The following is a 14540-nucleotide window of genomic DNA, read 5'->3' as shown; positions in this document are numbered from 1 at the left end:
GGGTCTCACCTCGGTGTGGTGGCGGTGCGGGCGAAGCGGTCGGTGCGGGCGGTGGCGAGGGCGGTCGCGACGTCGTCGCCGGGCTCGGTCCCGCCCAGGCCGGAGAGCCCGCCGAGCCCGGCGACGACGGCGTCCGCCGTGAGCGGGGCGAGCAGGATGCCGTTGCGGCCGTGGCCCGTCGCGAGGTGCAGCCCCGGGACGTCCGTCGGCCCGACGAGCGGGAGGTTGTCCGGGGTCGCGGGGCGCCCCCGCGGCGTCACCTCGACCAGCGCGGCCTCGTCGATCCCCGGCAGGAGGGCGCGCGCGTCCCGCAGGAGCGCGAAGACCCCGCCGGCGGTGGCGCGGCGGTCGTCCGGGTTCTCCTCGGTGGTAGCCCCGACGACGACCTCCCGGTGCCCGGCGCGCGGGCCGGCCGGCTCGGGGTCGCGCGGCACGACGTACACCGGCCGGCCCTGCACGAGCCCGCGCACGACGTGCTCCAGCGCGAGGTCCGGGCCCGCGTCGAGCCGCAGCGTCTGACCCTTCACCGGCCGCGTGGGCACGACGACGCCCGGCACGTCCGCGAGGAGGGCGCCCGACTGCCAGCCCGCCGCGACGACGACCGCACCCGCGCGGTGGAGCCGGCCCGCGTCGTCGTGCACGCCGACCACGCGCCCGCCATCGAGCGCGAGCCGGGTCGCGGACGCGCGGACGACGCGCGCCCCGGTGGCCGAGCCCGCACCCGCGGCGTCGCCTCCGCCGAGCGCGGCGAGCAGCGCGGCGTGCGCCGCGCGCGGGTCGACGGCGTGGTCCGCGGGGGCCCACGCCGCCCCGGCGACGCGCGGGCCCAGGTACGGCTCGCGGCGGCGCGCGTCGGCGACGGTGAGCTCGTGCGACGCGAGACCGTGCGCGGCGTGCAGCGCGAGGACGCGGCGGAGCAGCGCGAGGTCGTCCGCGTCGTAGGCGAGGGTGAGGGTCCCGGCGGTCCGCAGCCCGACGTCCGCCCCCGTCGCCGCGCGCAGGTCCGCGGCGAACGCCGGCCACGCCGCGGCGGCCGCGAGGTGGAGCCGCAGGGCGGCCTCCTCCCCGAAGTCGGCCTCGGTCACCGGTGCGAGCATCCCCGCTGCGGCGTGGGTCGCGCCCGCGCCCGGCGCCGGGTCGAGCACCGTGACGGTCAACCCCGCGCGCGCCGCGCGCCACGCGACGGCGACACCCACGATCCCGCCCCCCACGACGACGACGTCGCGCGCGCCGTCGGGCACGACGGCGCCACCCGCGGACGGGTGGACGGACAGGTTCATGTGCGCTCCCTTCGCTGGCATGACCCAGATCAGGTTCGACGGTCGGCGGCGACGCCCTCTCAGCCCCCTGCGGGGCTCCCGTGCTGTCGGCCACAGTACCTCCTGCCGAGGACCCGCCGAGGCTAGGCTCCCGCGGGTGAGCTCCGAGACCTCCACCACCCCGGCCACTCCCGCCCCGTCGGCGGACGCCGTACGCGCCCGGCTCGCCGACGCGCGGCTCTACCTCTGCACGGACGCGCGCGAGGAGCGCGGCGACCTCGAGGACTTCCTGCGGGCGGCGCTCGCGGGCGGGGTGGACGTCGTGCAGCTCCGCGACAAGACGCTCGACGTCGCGCGCGAGCTCGAGCTCCAGGAGCTCGTCGCGCGGGTCGCGACGGAGCACGGCGCGCTGTGGGCCGTGAACGACCGGGCGGACGTGGCGTCGGTCACGGGCGCGCCGGTCGTGCACATGGGTCAGCGCGACCTGCCCGTGCCGGCGGTCCGGGCGCTGCTGGGCGCGGGGCCCGTGCTCGGCAGGTCCACGCACTCGGCCGCGCAGGCGGCCGCGGCGGAGGCCGACCCGGCGGTGGACTACTTCTGCGTGGGTCCGCTGTGGGCGACCCCGACGAAGCCGGGACGGGCCGCCGTCGGCCTCGACCTGCTACGGGACGTCGCGGCGACCCGGCCCGCGACGCCCTGGTTTGCGATCGGCGGCATCGACGCGGACCGGCTCGACGCGGTCCTCGACGCGGGCGCGACCCGGATCGTGGTGGTGCGCGCGATCACGGCGGCGAGCGACCCGGAGGCGGCGGCCCGCGCCCTGCGCGAGCGCGTCGCGGCGCGCGCCGAGGTGCCCGCCGACGCCTGAGACGCGGGACGAGCCCCGCCGCGCGGCGACTATCCTGGACGGGTGACGTCACCCGCCACCGCTCCCGACACCCCCACCACCGCCGAGGTCGCCTCGACCCCGCGGCCCGTGCTCGTCGTCGACTTCGGCGCCCAGTACGCGCAGCTCATCGCGCGCCGCGTGCGCGAGGCCAAGGTCTACTCCGAGATCGTGCCGCACACCTTCACGGTCGAGCAGATGCTCGCGAAGGACCCGGCCGCGATCATCCTCTCGGGCGGCCCATCGTCCGTGTACGCCACGGGTGCCCCGTTCGTCGACCCGGCGCTGTTCGAGGCAGGCGTGCCCGTCATGGGTATCTGCTACGGCTTCCAGGCCATGGCGAAGGCGCTCGGCGGCGAGGTCGCCCAGACGGGCCTGCGCGAGTACGGCGGCACCGAGGTCGAGGTGTGCGCCGCGGGCGTGCTGCTCGACGGCACGCCGCAGAACCAGACCACGTGGATGAGCCACGGCGACGCCGTGCACCGCGCGCCCGAGGGCTTCGAGGTCCTCGCGACGTCGTCGGGCTCGCCGGTCGCCGCGTTCGAGGACCGCGAGCGTCGCCTCTACGGCGTGCAGTGGCACCCGGAGGTCAAGCACTCCGCGCACGGCCAGACCGTGCTGGAGCACTTCCTGTACGACGGCGCGGGCCTCGCCCCGGACTGGACGCCCGGCAACGTCATCGCGGACCAGGTCGCGGCGATCCGCGCCCAGGTCGGCGACGCGCGCGTCATCTGCGCGCTCTCGGGCGGCGTGGACTCCGCCGTCGCCGCGGCGCTCGTGCAGCGCGCGGTGGGCGACCAGCTCACGTGCGTGCACGTGGACCACGGGCTGATGCGCGCGGGCGAGGTGGAGCAGATCGAGCGCGACTTCGTCGCGGCGACGGGCGTCAACCTCGTGATCCGTGACGAGAAGGAGCGGTTCCTCACCGCGCTCGCCGGGCACAGCGACCCGGAGACCAAGCGCAAGATCATCGGCCGCGAGTTCATCCGCGTGTTCGAGGACGCGGCGCGCCAGATCGTCGAGGACGCGGGCGAGCACGGGGCCGAGGTGAAGTTCCTCGTGCAGGGCACGCTCTACCCGGACGTCGTCGAGTCCGGCGGCGGCGAGGGCGCGGCGAACATCAAGAGCCACCACAACGTCGGCGGCCTGCCCGACGACCTGCAGTTCTCGCTCGTCGAGCCGCTGCGCACCCTGTTCAAGGACGAGGTCCGCGCGGTCGGCCGCGAGCTCGGCGTGCCCGAGGAGATCGTCGCGCGCCAGCCGTTCCCGGGCCCCGGGCTCGGCATCCGCATCGTCGGCGAGGTCACGGCGGACCGCCTCGAGACGCTGCGCGCCGCCGACGCGATCGCGCGCGAGGAGCTGACGAAGGCGGGTCTGGACGACGAGATCTGGCAGTGCCCGGTCGTGCTGCTCGCCGACGTCCGCTCGGTCGGCGTCCAGGGCGACGGCCGCACCTACGGCCACCCGATCGTGCTGCGCCCCGTCTCGTCCGAGGACGCGATGACGGCCGACTGGACGCGCCTGCCCTACGACGTGCTGTCCGTCATCTCGAGGCGCATCACCAACGAGGTCTCCGAGGTCAACCGCGTCGTGCTCGACGTGACGAGCAAGCCCCCGGGCACCATCGAGTGGGAGTGACCCCCTAGCGGGACGGACGGGCCCGACGATCCACGGCGATCGTCGCGGCCCGTTCGTATGCCCGCTCCACGTCGGCGAGCACGCGCGGCCAGCCCGCCGACGACGGCACGTCGCGGTTGTGCGCGACGATCCGGTCGAGCAGGCCGTCCTCGGTCGCGAGGCGAACGAGCGCGTCGGCGAGGCCGGCGTCGTCGTCCGCCACGAGCGCGTCGACGCCGTTGGTGAGGCGCTCCGCCACGCCCGACTGCGAGCGGGTGAGCACCGCCAGCCCGGCGGCCTGGCCCTCGAGCGCGGCGATGCCGAACGCCTCCTCGACGGCGGGCGCGGCGAACACGTCGGCGCGCGCGTAGAGCCGCTGGAGGCCCGTCGCGTCGAGCCGCCCCGGGAGGGACACGACCGACCCCAGCCCGTGCTCGGTGACGAAGCGCCGCGCGTCGGCCAGCTCGGGTCCGTCCCCGGCGAGCGTCACGTGCAGCGCCCTCTCGGGGAGGCGCGCGACGGCGTCGCGCACGACCTCGAGGAACGGCAGCACGCGCTTGCGGGGCGCGAACCGCGTCGCGGCCACGACGTGGACGGCCGAGCCCTCCATGCGGTCGGCGCGCTCGGTGCGCGGGACGCGCCACGCGTCGAGGTCGAGGCCGTTGTGCAGCACCACGACCTCGCCGTGGTCGCCGACGATGCGGCGCAGGGGAGCGGCGGTCAGCTCGCTCACGGCCGACCACAGCACGGGCCAGCGGGACCAGCGGACCACGCGGTCGAGCCCGGCGAACGCGCGCTCCGCGCCGCCCCAGACGCTGTGCACGGTGAGCACCGCGGGCAGCCCCGCGCGCACGACCGTCCGCAGCGACGCCTGGGTGGAGGGCGTCAGCACGCCCATGTGCAGGTGCACGACGTCGGGCCGGTCGGCGCGCAGGACCTGCGCCACGTGGTGCGGCGCGCGCGGGTGCACGGGGTAGCCGCCCGGGACGCGCGCGGCGAGCCGGTGCACCGTGACGTCACCGTCCCGCTCGGTCGACACTCCGTGCGCGCCGGGGCGCGCGGGCGTCGTGCAGACGACCGCGACGTCGTGACCGGCGGCCGCCTGCTGCTGCGCGAGCCGCGCGACCTGGGTCTCGATGCCGCCGAGCAGCGGCAGGTAGCAGTCGGTCAGGTGGGTGATGCGCACGGACCGCATCCTCCCATCCCGACCCTGGCGGGCCGCGCGGTCGTCGCCGCGCCCGCCCTGAGGTGCGCGTTCGCCGCGCGGTGGGCGTCTCCCGTCGCTACCGTGGGCCCCGTATGGGTGGTTCGACCGTCCCGTGACCGGCCCGCACCCGCGGGCGGTCTCGCGCGGGCGGCTGCAGGTGGGTCCTGACGAAGGGGAGAACGCGCCATGTCGAGCACCGTCACCGTCACACCGACGAAGGGGGCACGGGGCATCGGCCTCGTGTCGATCATCGCGGGCATCATCCTTCTCCTCGCGGGCATCGGCACATGGATCGTCGTGTCGAACCAGCTGTCCGCCGAGGAGATCACCGTCTCCGACGACGCGTCGTTCCTCGCGGGGCGCCACGTCAACGGGCCGCTCACCGCGTACGCGCAGGCCGAGGTCATCAACAAGCACGCCCTCGAGGCGAGCGACGGCAAGACCTACGCCGAGCTCGACCAGGACGACCCCACGCGCCAGACCGTCATGACGGCCTCGTTCCTGCGCGCGTCGCTGTTCACGTCCGTCGTCGCGTTCGGGGTGTGCGCGCTCGTCATCGGGCTGGGCATCCTGTTCATCCTCGTCGGCATCGCGCTCCGGCGGCTCGCGGGCGGGCCGAGCGTCGCCGTCGAGACCCCGGGCGGCTACTCGTCGTCGGGCGACCTGTCGGACGCCGGTCGGCACGCCGCACCCGCGCACGCCGCGCCGGGGCACGTCGAGCCGTCGCCGACGGCGCCTCCGGTGCGCCCCGAGCCGACGTCCCCGGGCCGCCCCTCCGCGCTCTCGACCCCCGGCGCCGAGGCCCGCGCGGCCGCTCCCGGCACGACGGCGACGCCCGTCGAGCCGACCGGTGCCGCCGGCACGGGCACGCCGAGCGCACCGGGCTCCTCGCCCGCGGCGTCGCCCGGCACCCCGACGACGACGACCGGGCCGACCACGCCCGAGCACCGGGCCGACGGCCCGGCGCGGCGGGGCGACGAGCCGACCCCCTGACCGTCCCGGCAGCCCGTCCGGGCGCCGAGGACCCGCTCCCACCGGGTCGCACCGGGGAGAGCGTGCGGGGCGGCGTCGCTCGGGCACACCGAGGGCCGTGGCACGACGTGCCACGGCCCTCGGCGTACCCGGAGGTCCCGGTGCGGCTCAGCCCCGACGGCGTCGTGCCCCGGAGACGATCGACCCGACGACGAGCGTGACGCCCGCCGCGGCGAGCACGACGATCGTCGCGAGCCCCAGGTCGACACGGGCACCGAGCGCGGCCGCGAGCACCACGACGGCGAAGGCGACGATGACGAAGCCCCACACGATCGTCGCGACGCGCGGGCCGCGCCGCGGGAGCGGGCCGGGGTCCGGGAACCCGCCCGCGCCGGGCGTCCCGCCCGCGCCGGGCGTCCCGCTCGTGGGCGACGGGTCGGCGCCCGACGTCGTCGGGGCCGCGCCGTAGAGCGGCGCACCAGTCGACGGGGCACCGGCCGACGGGGCACCGACGGGCGGCGCGTCGACGGACGATCCGTCGACCGACAGCGGGTCGGCCGACGGCGTGGCGGGCAGCGGCGTGGCAGGCAGTGGCGTCGTGGCCCCGGTGTCGGTCAGCGGTGCCGCGGCCGGGAGCGGGGTCGTCGCGCGGGCGTCGGCCGTGGGCGTCACGGCGGGGAGCGGGACCGTCGCGTCCGTCCCGGACGCCTCCCGGCGGTCCGGCTGCTGAGCCAGGCCGGGGTCCTGCGCGGGGGCGGGTTCGAACAGCTCGTCCCCGAGCGGCCGCGTGTCGTCGTCGCGGCGGTTCTCGTCGTTCATCAGTCCTCCTCGATCGTGACCTGGCCGGCGCCGACCTCGACCTGCAGCACGAGCAGCGGGTCGTCGCCCGCCTGGACCTCGTCGTTGTCGAACGTCACCGGCTGCGTGCTGACCCCGCCGATCTCCTGGCGGTCGCCGTCCACGTGCCAGCGCGCGTTGCCCGCGAGCACCTGGACCTCGGCGCGGACGGGGACGCCGTCGGGCACGACGACCGTCGCGTCGCCCGCGCCGAGCCGGACGGGCACCTCGACGGGCGAGCCGCCGGTCGCGTCGGACAGGTCCAGGTCGGACAGGTCGATGCGCGGGTCGCCGAACGACACGCCGAACCCCTGCTCGGCGACGTCGGGGTCGGTGATGCGGTGCGTGCCGTCGGTGACGGTCCGCACGGAGTCGTCGACGAACACGGTGAACGGGGTCGTGCGCCAGGCCGAGGCGGGGAGCGCGACGACGAGCAGGACCACCGCGAGCCAGCCGAGGCCGCCGCTCGTCCGGCCCCGCAGCCCGCTGACCACGATCGCGAGGCCCGCGAGGATCCCGCTGAGGCCCGCCCACGTGAGGAACACCGGCCAGGGCAGCGCGCCCTGGCGGTCGAGCACGAGGAGCAGCGCCCCCAGGAGGAGGCTCAGCCCGACGACGACGCCGGTCGTCGTCGCCCCCGGGCCGCGCGGGCGCGGGGGCTTCGGCGGGCGCGGGGCGCGCGACGGCTGCGGCGGGAGCGGCGGCTGCGGTGCGCCGCCCTGCGGGGACGAGGGGTACGGCGCGTGCGGGGGGAGGGGCGCGGTCACGGCGGGCTTGGAGGCGGCGTACGGGCTCGCCTCCGCCGACCAGACCGCGTCGTCCTGCGTCCCCGTCGGCGCGCCGCCCGCGGGCGACCCGCCGGGGGTGCCGGACGTCGTCGGGCCGCCCGGGTACGTCGGGCCGCCCGGGTACGCGGGGCCGGGGCTGCCCCACGGGGCGTCCGAGGGCGCGCCGCCCGCGGGGGCGCCGGGGGTCGCCGTCGGGCCGTGGCCCGGGGCGTACGGGCCCTGCGCCGGACCGGCGCCGCCCGGGCCGTGACCCGGACCACCCGGACCGTGACCCGGGCCGCCCGGCCACGGCGGAGCCTGCGGAGGCGCGCCCTGGCCACTGCGGTGGCCGCGCTGCGTGAGCGCCGAGACCGCGACGACCGCGACGGTGACGAAGGCCGCGACCCAGAACAGGCCGGTCAGCCAGCCCAGGTGGAGCGCGTCCCACCACGACCACCAGCCGCCGCCCCACGAGAACCCGACCACGACGAACGCCGCGGCGCCGAGCAGCGCGACGTCGACGTTGCCGCGGAACGCCTCCTGGAGGTGGATGCGACCGTCGCGGCGCTCGGGCAGCAGCGCCCACGCCGCGCCGTACAGGACGAGCCCGGCGCCGGAGAGGAAGAACGTCACGAACAGCAGGCCGCGCACGACCAGCGGGTCGATCCCGAACCGCTCCGCCACGCCGGACGCGACGCCGCCGATCCAGCGGTCGTCCGAGCGGTAGATGCCGACGCGGCGCACCGCGTCGAAGAAGCCGTCGGCGCCGCTCGGACGCCGGGGCGCCTCGCCCGGCGCCTCGCCCGGCGCCGCGCCCGGTGCACCCGGGGGCGGGCCGGCGGGGCCGGTCCAGCCCGGTCCGCCGCCGTGGTCGGGGCCGCTCGGCCCCGGGGGGACGGTGCCCGGCTGCGCGCCGGGCGTCTGGGTGTCGCCGCCGGAGCTCCCGGGCTGGGCGCCGGGTCCGGGGAGGTCGGGAGTGCTCATGACCACCATGCTGGTGCGCGGGGCGCGCCGCCGGTATCGGGTGCCACCCTGACCCGACCCTGAACCGTCCGGGGCCCGACCCTGGTTTCCCCGCCCGGGGGCGCTCGGGGCGTCCGCGCCGTGTGACGATCGGGGGGTGACGACAGCAGCCCGGCCCGGCGCCCGACCGCGCGACCTGCCGCTGCGCCGCCCCGAGCGCGGCCGGTGGGTGGGTGGCGTGTGCGCGGGCCTCGCGGCGCACCTCGGCGTCGGCGTCGGGGTCGTGCGCCTCGTCATGGCGCTCCTCGCGCTCGCGGGCGGCGCGGGCGTCGCCCTGTACGTGTTCTGGTGGCTCACCGTCCCGTCGGGCGACCCGCTGGCCGCGCGCGACGAGCAGCGCCCCGCCTCGCTGTCCCGGCTCGCGCCGCGCCTCCAGGGGAGCGTGCGGCGCCTGCCCGTGCGCGACGTCGCGATCGGCGTCGTCCTCCTGGGCGGCGCCGCGCTGCTCGTGGCGCTGCGCACGGGCGTCGACGTCGAGGTCTCGTGGGTCATCCCCGTGCTCATCGCGCTCGCGGGCGCGGCGCTCGCGTGGAGCCAGCTCGACGCCGTCGAGCGGGGCCGGCTGCTCACGCGGGCGGGCGGGCGCACGCCCGCCGGCGTCCTGCGCATCGCGGGCGGCGTCGTGCTCGTGCTCGTCGGCATCGTGCTGCTCGTGGGGCAGGACGCGCGGCCCACCCAGATCGTGCGCGCCGCGGTGGCCGCGGTCGCGGTGCTCGCCGGCGTCGCGATCGTGCTCGCCCCGTGGTGGCTGCGGCTCGTGCGCGAGCTCGGCGACGAGCGCGCCGCCCGGGCGCGCGAGGCCGAGCGGGCCGACATCGCCGCGCACCTGCACGACTCCGTGCTCCAGACGCTCGCCCTCATCCGCGCCCGGTCCTCCGACGCCGACACGGTCGCACGCCTCGCGCGCGCCCAAGAGCGCGAGCTGCGCGAGTGGCTCTACGACGACCGCCCCTCGCCGGGCACGTCGCTCGCCGCCGAGCTGCGCGCGCTCGTCGCGGAGGTCGAGGACGGGCGCGTGGGCCGCCGCGCCGAGCCGATCGGCGCGGCGCCCGGTGCGCCCGAGCCGGGGCCGGTCGTCGTGGACGTCGTCGTGGTGGGGGACTGCACCCCGACGCAGGAGACGGCGGCGCTCCTCCAGGCGACGCGCGAGGCGCTCGTCAACGCCGTCGCGCACGGCGGGCCGCCGTACTCCGTCTACCTCGAGGTGAGCGACGCCGCGGTCGAGGTGTTCGTCCGCGACCGGGGCGAGGGCTTCGACATGGACGACGTCGCCCCCGACCGGTTCGGGGTGCGCGAGTCGATCCTCGGGCGCGTGCAGCGCCGCGGGGGAAAGGCCGAGATCATCAGCCGGCCGGGGTGGGGCACCGAGGTACGGTTGCGCGTGCCGCGGGCCGTGTCGACGGACGTGCCGACGGACCCCGGCCCGGCGCGGACCGCACCGAGCGAGGAGACCCCGTGACGACCATCCCCAGCGCGACGCCCGACGGCGCACCCGCCACCGGGCCGGTGCCCGTGGTGCTCGTCGACGACCACCACATGTTCCGGGCCGGTGTGCGCGCGAGCCTCGACCCGGCGCTCGTCACGGTCGTGGGCGAGGCGGACGACGTGGGGTCGGCGGTCGCGCGCGTGCACGAGCTGCGGCCCCCGGTCGTGCTGCTCGACGTGCACCTGCCCGGCGGGAACGGCGGCGGGGGCGCGGAGGTCATCCAGCGCTGCGCCGACGTGCTGGGCGACGTGCGGTTCCTCGCGCTGTCCGTGTCCGACGCCGCGGAGGACGTCGTCGCGGTCATCCGCGCCGGCGCGCGCGGGTACGTGACGAAGGCGATCTCGGGGCCGGACCTGTCGGCCGCCGTCGGGCAGGTCGCGGGCGGCGACGCGGTGTTCTCGCCGCGGCTCGCGGGCTTCGTGCTCGACGCGTTCGGCACGGGCGCGGGCGACGTCGCCGTGCACGACGACGAGCTCGACCGGCTCTCCGCGCGCGAGCAGGAGGTCATGCGCCTCATCGCGCGCGGGTACACGTACCGCGAGGTCGCGTCGGAGCTGTTCATCTCGATCAAGACCGTCGAGACCCACGTCTCCGCGGTCCTGCGCAAGCTCCAGCTGTCGTCCCGTCACGAGCTCACCCGCTGGGCAGCCCAGCGCCGCCTCCTCTGAGCCGCGGCCCCCGCGCTCAGCGCGGGGCGGGCGGGGTGCGGGGCGGCCAGGCGGGGGAGAGGGTCACCACGTCCCCGACGACGGTCACGGCCGGGGGCCGGACGCCGGCCTCGCGGGCCCGCTCGGCGATGGTCGCGAGCGTCCCGACCGTCGTCCGCTGGCGCGGGCCGTAGCCGTCCTCGACGACCGCGACCGGCGTCTCGGGCGAGCGGCCCTGCGCGACGAGCGCCGCGGCCGTCTCCGCGAGGCGCGAGACACCCATGAGCAGGACGACCGTGTGGTCGCTCGCGGCGGGGACCTTCCCGACGTCCTCGTGGCCCGTGAGCACGGTGAACCCGCGCGACAGGCCCCGGTGCGTCACCGGGATGCCCGCGGCGGCGGGCACGGAGACGGCGCTCGTCACGCCGGGCACGACCTCCACCGGGACGCCGTGGGCGCGGCACGCGTCGAGCTCCTCGCCACCCCGCCCGAACACGTACGGGTCGCCGCCCTTGAGCCGGACGACCCGCTTCCCCACGAGCGCGTGGTGCACGAGGATCCGGTTGATCTCGTCCTGTGGCACGGGGTGGTTGCCCGACGTCTTGCCGACGTCCACCACCACGACGTCGTCGCCGAGCTCGGCGAGCAGCGCGCGCGGCGCGAGCCGGTCGACCACGACGACGTCGGCCTCCGCGAGCACGCGTCGCCCGCGCACGGAGATCAGGCCCGCGTCGCCCGGCCCCCCGCCGACGAGGGCGACGGAGCCCACGGGCCGCACGAGCGGCGCGGTGACGGACCCCGCCCCCGTCGCCTCGTGCCCGGCGTCGCCCGACGCCGCGGCGACGGCGCGGGCCGGCCGCACCGCCCGCAGCGGCAGCTCGCCCGTCTCGAGGAGCACCGCGACGGCGTCGCGCACGCGCTGGGCGCGCCGTGGGTCCCGGCCGGCGTTGACGGCCACCGTGACCTCGGCCTCCCCGGCTCCGGAGGCGCCCGGCGCGAGCGTGCGCGCGACGGCCGGGACCCACGCGGTCGCGCGCTCGGCGTCGCCCGCGGTGACGCAGAAGACGCGGTCCGCCTCGGCGTCGGCCGCGACCTCGGCGTCGACGCGGGCGTCGCCCGTCGCGGTGTGGACGAGCCACGCGCCGTCGAGGTCGCCCGTGAGGTAGTCGCGCCGCACCCAGGAGAGCCGGGCGTCCGGCGCCGGGACGGCCGCCGGCGCGTGCGCCGCGTGACCGGCGGTCCCCGGGCCGTGGGCCGCGAGCAGCTCGGCGAGGTCCTCGCACACGTACGGCGCGACGACGGTCACGACCGCGCCCGCGTCGAGGACGCCTCGGGCGCGGCGCGCCGCGACGGGGCCGCCGCCGACGACGACGACGCGGCGGCCGTCGAGACGCAGGCCGAGGGGGTACGTCTCGTGGATGGGTGCGGTCACGGTGCCAGCCTAGGTGTCGTCTAGATCGCGTAGGAGCCGGGGCGTTCCGCCGGCCGGCGGGCGGCGGCGAGCGCGTCGCCGACCATGCCGGCGGCGAGCGTGCCGCCGTCCTGGGCGTCGACGAGCAGGAACGCGCCCGTGCGGCGCGCCACGACGTACTCCTCGGCCGCGACGGGCGACGCGAGCCGCAGCGTCACGCGGCCGATGTCGTTGAGCTCCAGGCGCTCGGCGGGCTCGAGCTCGGCCGTGTCCAGGTCGAGGCGCCCGACGACGTCGCGCACCACGGCCTGCACGGTGCGGGTCGTGTGCTTGAGCAGCACGCGCGCGCCGGGCAGGAGCGGACGGTCGCCCAGCCACGCGACCGTGCCCTCGACGTCCTGCGTGACGTCGGGGGCCTCGGCCGCGGACGCGAGGAGGTCGCCGCGCGCGACGTCCACGTCGTCGGCGAGGCGGATAGTCACCGACTGCGGGGCGAACGCCTCGGTGAGCTCCGTGCCGCTCGCGAGGGAGTCGGCGGTGTCGATCCCGACGACCGTCGTGCGGCGCCCGGAGGGCAGCACCACGACCTCGTCGCCGACCGTCACGACGCCCGACGCGACCTGCCCGGCGTACCCGCGGTAGTCGCGGTAGCGCTCGTCCGCCGCGGCCTGCGGGCGGATGACGACCTGGACGGGGAAGCGGAACGCCTCGGCCTCCGGGTCGTCGCCCGTCGGGAGCTCCTCGAGCAGCTCGAGCAGGCTCGGGCCGTCGTACCAGGGCGTGCGCGCGCTCGCCCGGTCCACGACGTTGTCGCCGACGAGCGCCGAGACGGGGATCGTGTGCACGTCGCCGACGCCGAGCGACGTCGCCGCCGCCCGGATGTCCGCGGCGAGCTCCGCGTAGCGCGCCTCGCTGTAGTCGACGAGGTCGATCTTGTTCACCGCGACGACGACGTGCGGGACGCGCAGCAGGCTCGCGACCGCGAGGTGGCGGCGCGTCTGCTCCAGCAGGCCCTTGCGCGCGTCGATGAGCAGCACGACGACGTCGGCCGTCGACGCCCCCGTCACGGTGTTGCGCGTGTACTGCACGTGCCCGGGGCAGTCGGCGAGGATGAACGACCGGCGCGCGGTGGCGAAGTACCGGTACGCGACGTCGATCGTGATGCCCTGCTCGCGCTCGGCGCGCAGGCCGTCGGTGAGCAGCGCGAGGTCGGCGGTCTCCAGCCCGCGGTCGCGCGAGACGCGCTCGACCGCGTCGAGCTGGTCGGCGAGCACGGACTTCGAGTCGAACAGCAGGCGGCCCACGAGCGTGGACTTGCCGTCGTCGACGGAGCCCGCCGTCGCGAGGCGCAGCAGCGTGCCGCGGCGCGCGTCGTCGAGCGGGGGCGCCGCGTCGGCGGTGACGGTGCCGGTGGTGGTCTGGGTGCCCATCAGAAGTACCCCTCCTTCTTGCGGTCCTCCATGGCGGCCTCGGAGAGGCGGTCGTCGGCGCGGGTCGCGCCGCGCTCGGTGATGCGCGTCGCGGCGACCTCGGCGATGACGTCGTCGACGCCCGCTGCGTCCGAGCGCACGGCGCCGGTGCACGACATGTCGCCGACCGTCCGGTAGCGCACGGTCTCCGTCCGCAGCGACGCGGTCTCGGCGTCCGTGCGGGGCGCGGAGTACGGCCCGACGGCGAGCAGCATCCCGTCGCGGTCGAACACCTCGCGCTCGTGCGCGTAGTAGAGCTCGGGGAGCTCGATGCGCTCGCGCGCGATGTAGCGCCACACGTCGAGCTCGGTCCAGTTCGACAGCGGGAACACGCGCACGTGCTCGCCCGGGCGGTGTCGCCCGTTGTAGAGGTTCCACAGCTCCGGGCGCTGGTTGCGCGGGTCCCACTGGCCGAACTCGTCGCGCAGGGAGAACACGCGCTCCTTGGCGCGCGCCTTCTCCTCGTCGCGACGACCCCCGCCGAACACGGCGTCGAACCGGTGCCCCGAGATGGCGTCGAGCAGCGGCTGCGTCTGGAGCGGGTTGCGCGTGCCGTCGGCGCGCTCGCGCAGCCGGCCGTCGTCGATGTAGTCCTGCACGCGCGCCACCTCGAGGCGCAGGCCGAGGCGCTCGGCCGTCGCGTCGCGGTAGGCCAGGACCTCGGGGAAGTTGTGGCCCGTGTCGACGTGCAGCACGGGGAACGGCACCGGGCCGGGCGCGAACGCCTTGACCGCGAGGTGCAGCATCACCACGGAGTCCTTGCCGCCGCTGAACAGCAGGACCGGTCGCTCGAACTCGGCGACGACCTCCCGCACGATGTGGATGCCCTCGCTCTCGAGCGCGTCGAGCTGGGCGAGGCGGCGCCCGCCGGGGAGCGCCGCGGCCGGGGTCGTGCCCGCGGCGGCGGAGGCGCCGGGGGAGCCCGGCGCGTCGGTCGTCAGGTCGATGGTCGTCATGCC

The 14540-nt window shown here is 77.2% G+C and carries 12 protein-coding genes and 1 riboswitch; of the genes, 5 read left to right on the top strand and 7 right to left on the bottom strand.

Going from position 1 to position 14540, the window contains the following annotated elements; translation table 11 throughout:
* Positions 1 to 5: 5 nt before the first annotated feature.
* Positions 6 to 1280: a glycine oxidase ThiO gene (gene thiO / locus B9L22_RS00895; protein WP_086148929.1), complete on the bottom strand. Its 1275-nt coding sequence runs from the start codon at positions 1278 to 1280 to the stop codon at positions 6 to 8.
* Positions 1271 to 1372: riboswitch (TPP riboswitch) on the bottom strand. It overlaps the preceding gene by 10 nt.
* A gap of 44 nt (positions 1373 to 1416) precedes the next feature.
* Between thiO and thiE the strand changes: the two genes are divergently transcribed.
* Both thiE and guaA read left to right on the top strand, forming a co-directional pair.
* Complete coding sequence (gene thiE / locus B9L22_RS00890; RefSeq protein ID WP_086148928.1) at positions 1417 to 2127, top strand: thiamine phosphate synthase; 711 nt, start codon at positions 1417 to 1419, stop codon at positions 2125 to 2127.
* A 42-nt stretch (positions 2128 to 2169) separates the two neighbouring features.
* A complete protein-coding gene (guaA, locus tag B9L22_RS00885; RefSeq protein ID WP_086148927.1) occupies positions 2170 to 3783 on the top strand; it encodes a glutamine-hydrolyzing GMP synthase in 1614 nt (537 codons plus the stop codon).
* A gap of 4 nt (positions 3784 to 3787) precedes the next feature.
* Here guaA and B9L22_RS00880 read toward each other — a convergent pair whose 3' ends face one another.
* The gene (locus B9L22_RS00880) at positions 3788 to 4948 is read right to left on the bottom strand and encodes a glycosyltransferase family 4 protein (protein ID WP_086149591.1); all 1161 of its coding nucleotides are present in this window, start codon (positions 4946 to 4948) and stop codon (positions 3788 to 3790) included.
* A 207-nt stretch (positions 4949 to 5155) separates the two neighbouring features.
* On the opposite strand from B9L22_RS00880, the gene B9L22_RS20715 reads away from it, so the two are divergent.
* On the top strand, positions 5156 to 5962 hold the full coding sequence (locus tag B9L22_RS20715) for a hypothetical protein (protein WP_369824777.1): 807 nt from the start codon (positions 5156 to 5158) through the stop codon (positions 5960 to 5962).
* 147 nt (positions 5963 to 6109) lie between these two features.
* On the opposite strand, the gene B9L22_RS00870 is transcribed toward B9L22_RS20715, so the two are convergent.
* Complete coding sequence (locus B9L22_RS00870) at positions 6110 to 6760, bottom strand: hypothetical protein (RefSeq protein ID WP_086148926.1); 651 nt, start codon at positions 6758 to 6760, stop codon at positions 6110 to 6112.
* Complete coding sequence (locus B9L22_RS00865; RefSeq protein ID WP_304441577.1) at positions 6760 to 8529, bottom strand: PspC domain-containing protein; 1770 nt, start codon at positions 8527 to 8529, stop codon at positions 6760 to 6762. Before B9L22_RS00865 ends, B9L22_RS00870 begins: the two co-directional genes overlap by 1 nt.
* A 136-nt stretch (positions 8530 to 8665) precedes the next feature.
* On the opposite strand from B9L22_RS00865, the gene B9L22_RS00855 reads away from it, so the two are divergent.
* A complete protein-coding gene (locus tag B9L22_RS00855) occupies positions 8666 to 10027 on the top strand; it encodes an ATP-binding protein (protein WP_086148923.1) in 1362 nt (453 codons plus the stop codon).
* On the top strand, positions 10024 to 10722 hold the full coding sequence (locus B9L22_RS00850; RefSeq protein ID WP_021483838.1) for a response regulator transcription factor: 699 nt from the start codon (positions 10024 to 10026) through the stop codon (positions 10720 to 10722). Before B9L22_RS00855 ends, B9L22_RS00850 begins: the two co-directional genes overlap by 4 nt.
* Positions 10723 to 10738: 16 nt before the next feature.
* Here the strand turns inward: B9L22_RS00850 and cobA are convergent, their stop codons facing one another.
* The 3 genes from cobA to cysD are packed head-to-tail and all read right to left on the bottom strand — an operon-like array spanning position 10739 to position 14537.
* Positions 10739 to 12133 carry a uroporphyrinogen-III C-methyltransferase gene (gene cobA / locus B9L22_RS00845; protein WP_086148922.1) on the bottom strand — a complete coding sequence of 465 codons (1395 nt, stop codon included), beginning with the start codon at positions 12131 to 12133 and terminating at the stop codon, positions 10739 to 10741.
* A gap of 20 nt (positions 12134 to 12153) precedes the next feature.
* Positions 12154 to 13542: a sulfate adenylyltransferase subunit 1 gene (locus B9L22_RS00840; protein WP_082774233.1), complete on the bottom strand. Its 1389-nt coding sequence runs from the start codon at positions 13540 to 13542 to the stop codon at positions 12154 to 12156.
* Positions 13542 to 14537, bottom strand: coding sequence for a sulfate adenylyltransferase subunit CysD (gene cysD / locus B9L22_RS00835; RefSeq protein ID WP_086148921.1), 996 nt, complete (start codon positions 14535 to 14537; stop codon positions 13542 to 13544). Before cysD ends, B9L22_RS00840 begins: the two co-directional genes overlap by 1 nt.
* Between the last annotated feature and the right edge of the window lie 3 nt (positions 14538 to 14540).

Source organism: Cellulosimicrobium sp. KWT-B (assembly GCF_002127155.1).
Taxonomy (GTDB): Bacteria; Actinomycetota; Actinomycetes; order Actinomycetales; family Cellulomonadaceae; genus Cellulosimicrobium; species Cellulosimicrobium funkei.
This window is presented reverse-complemented; position numbering and strand designations above follow the sequence as displayed.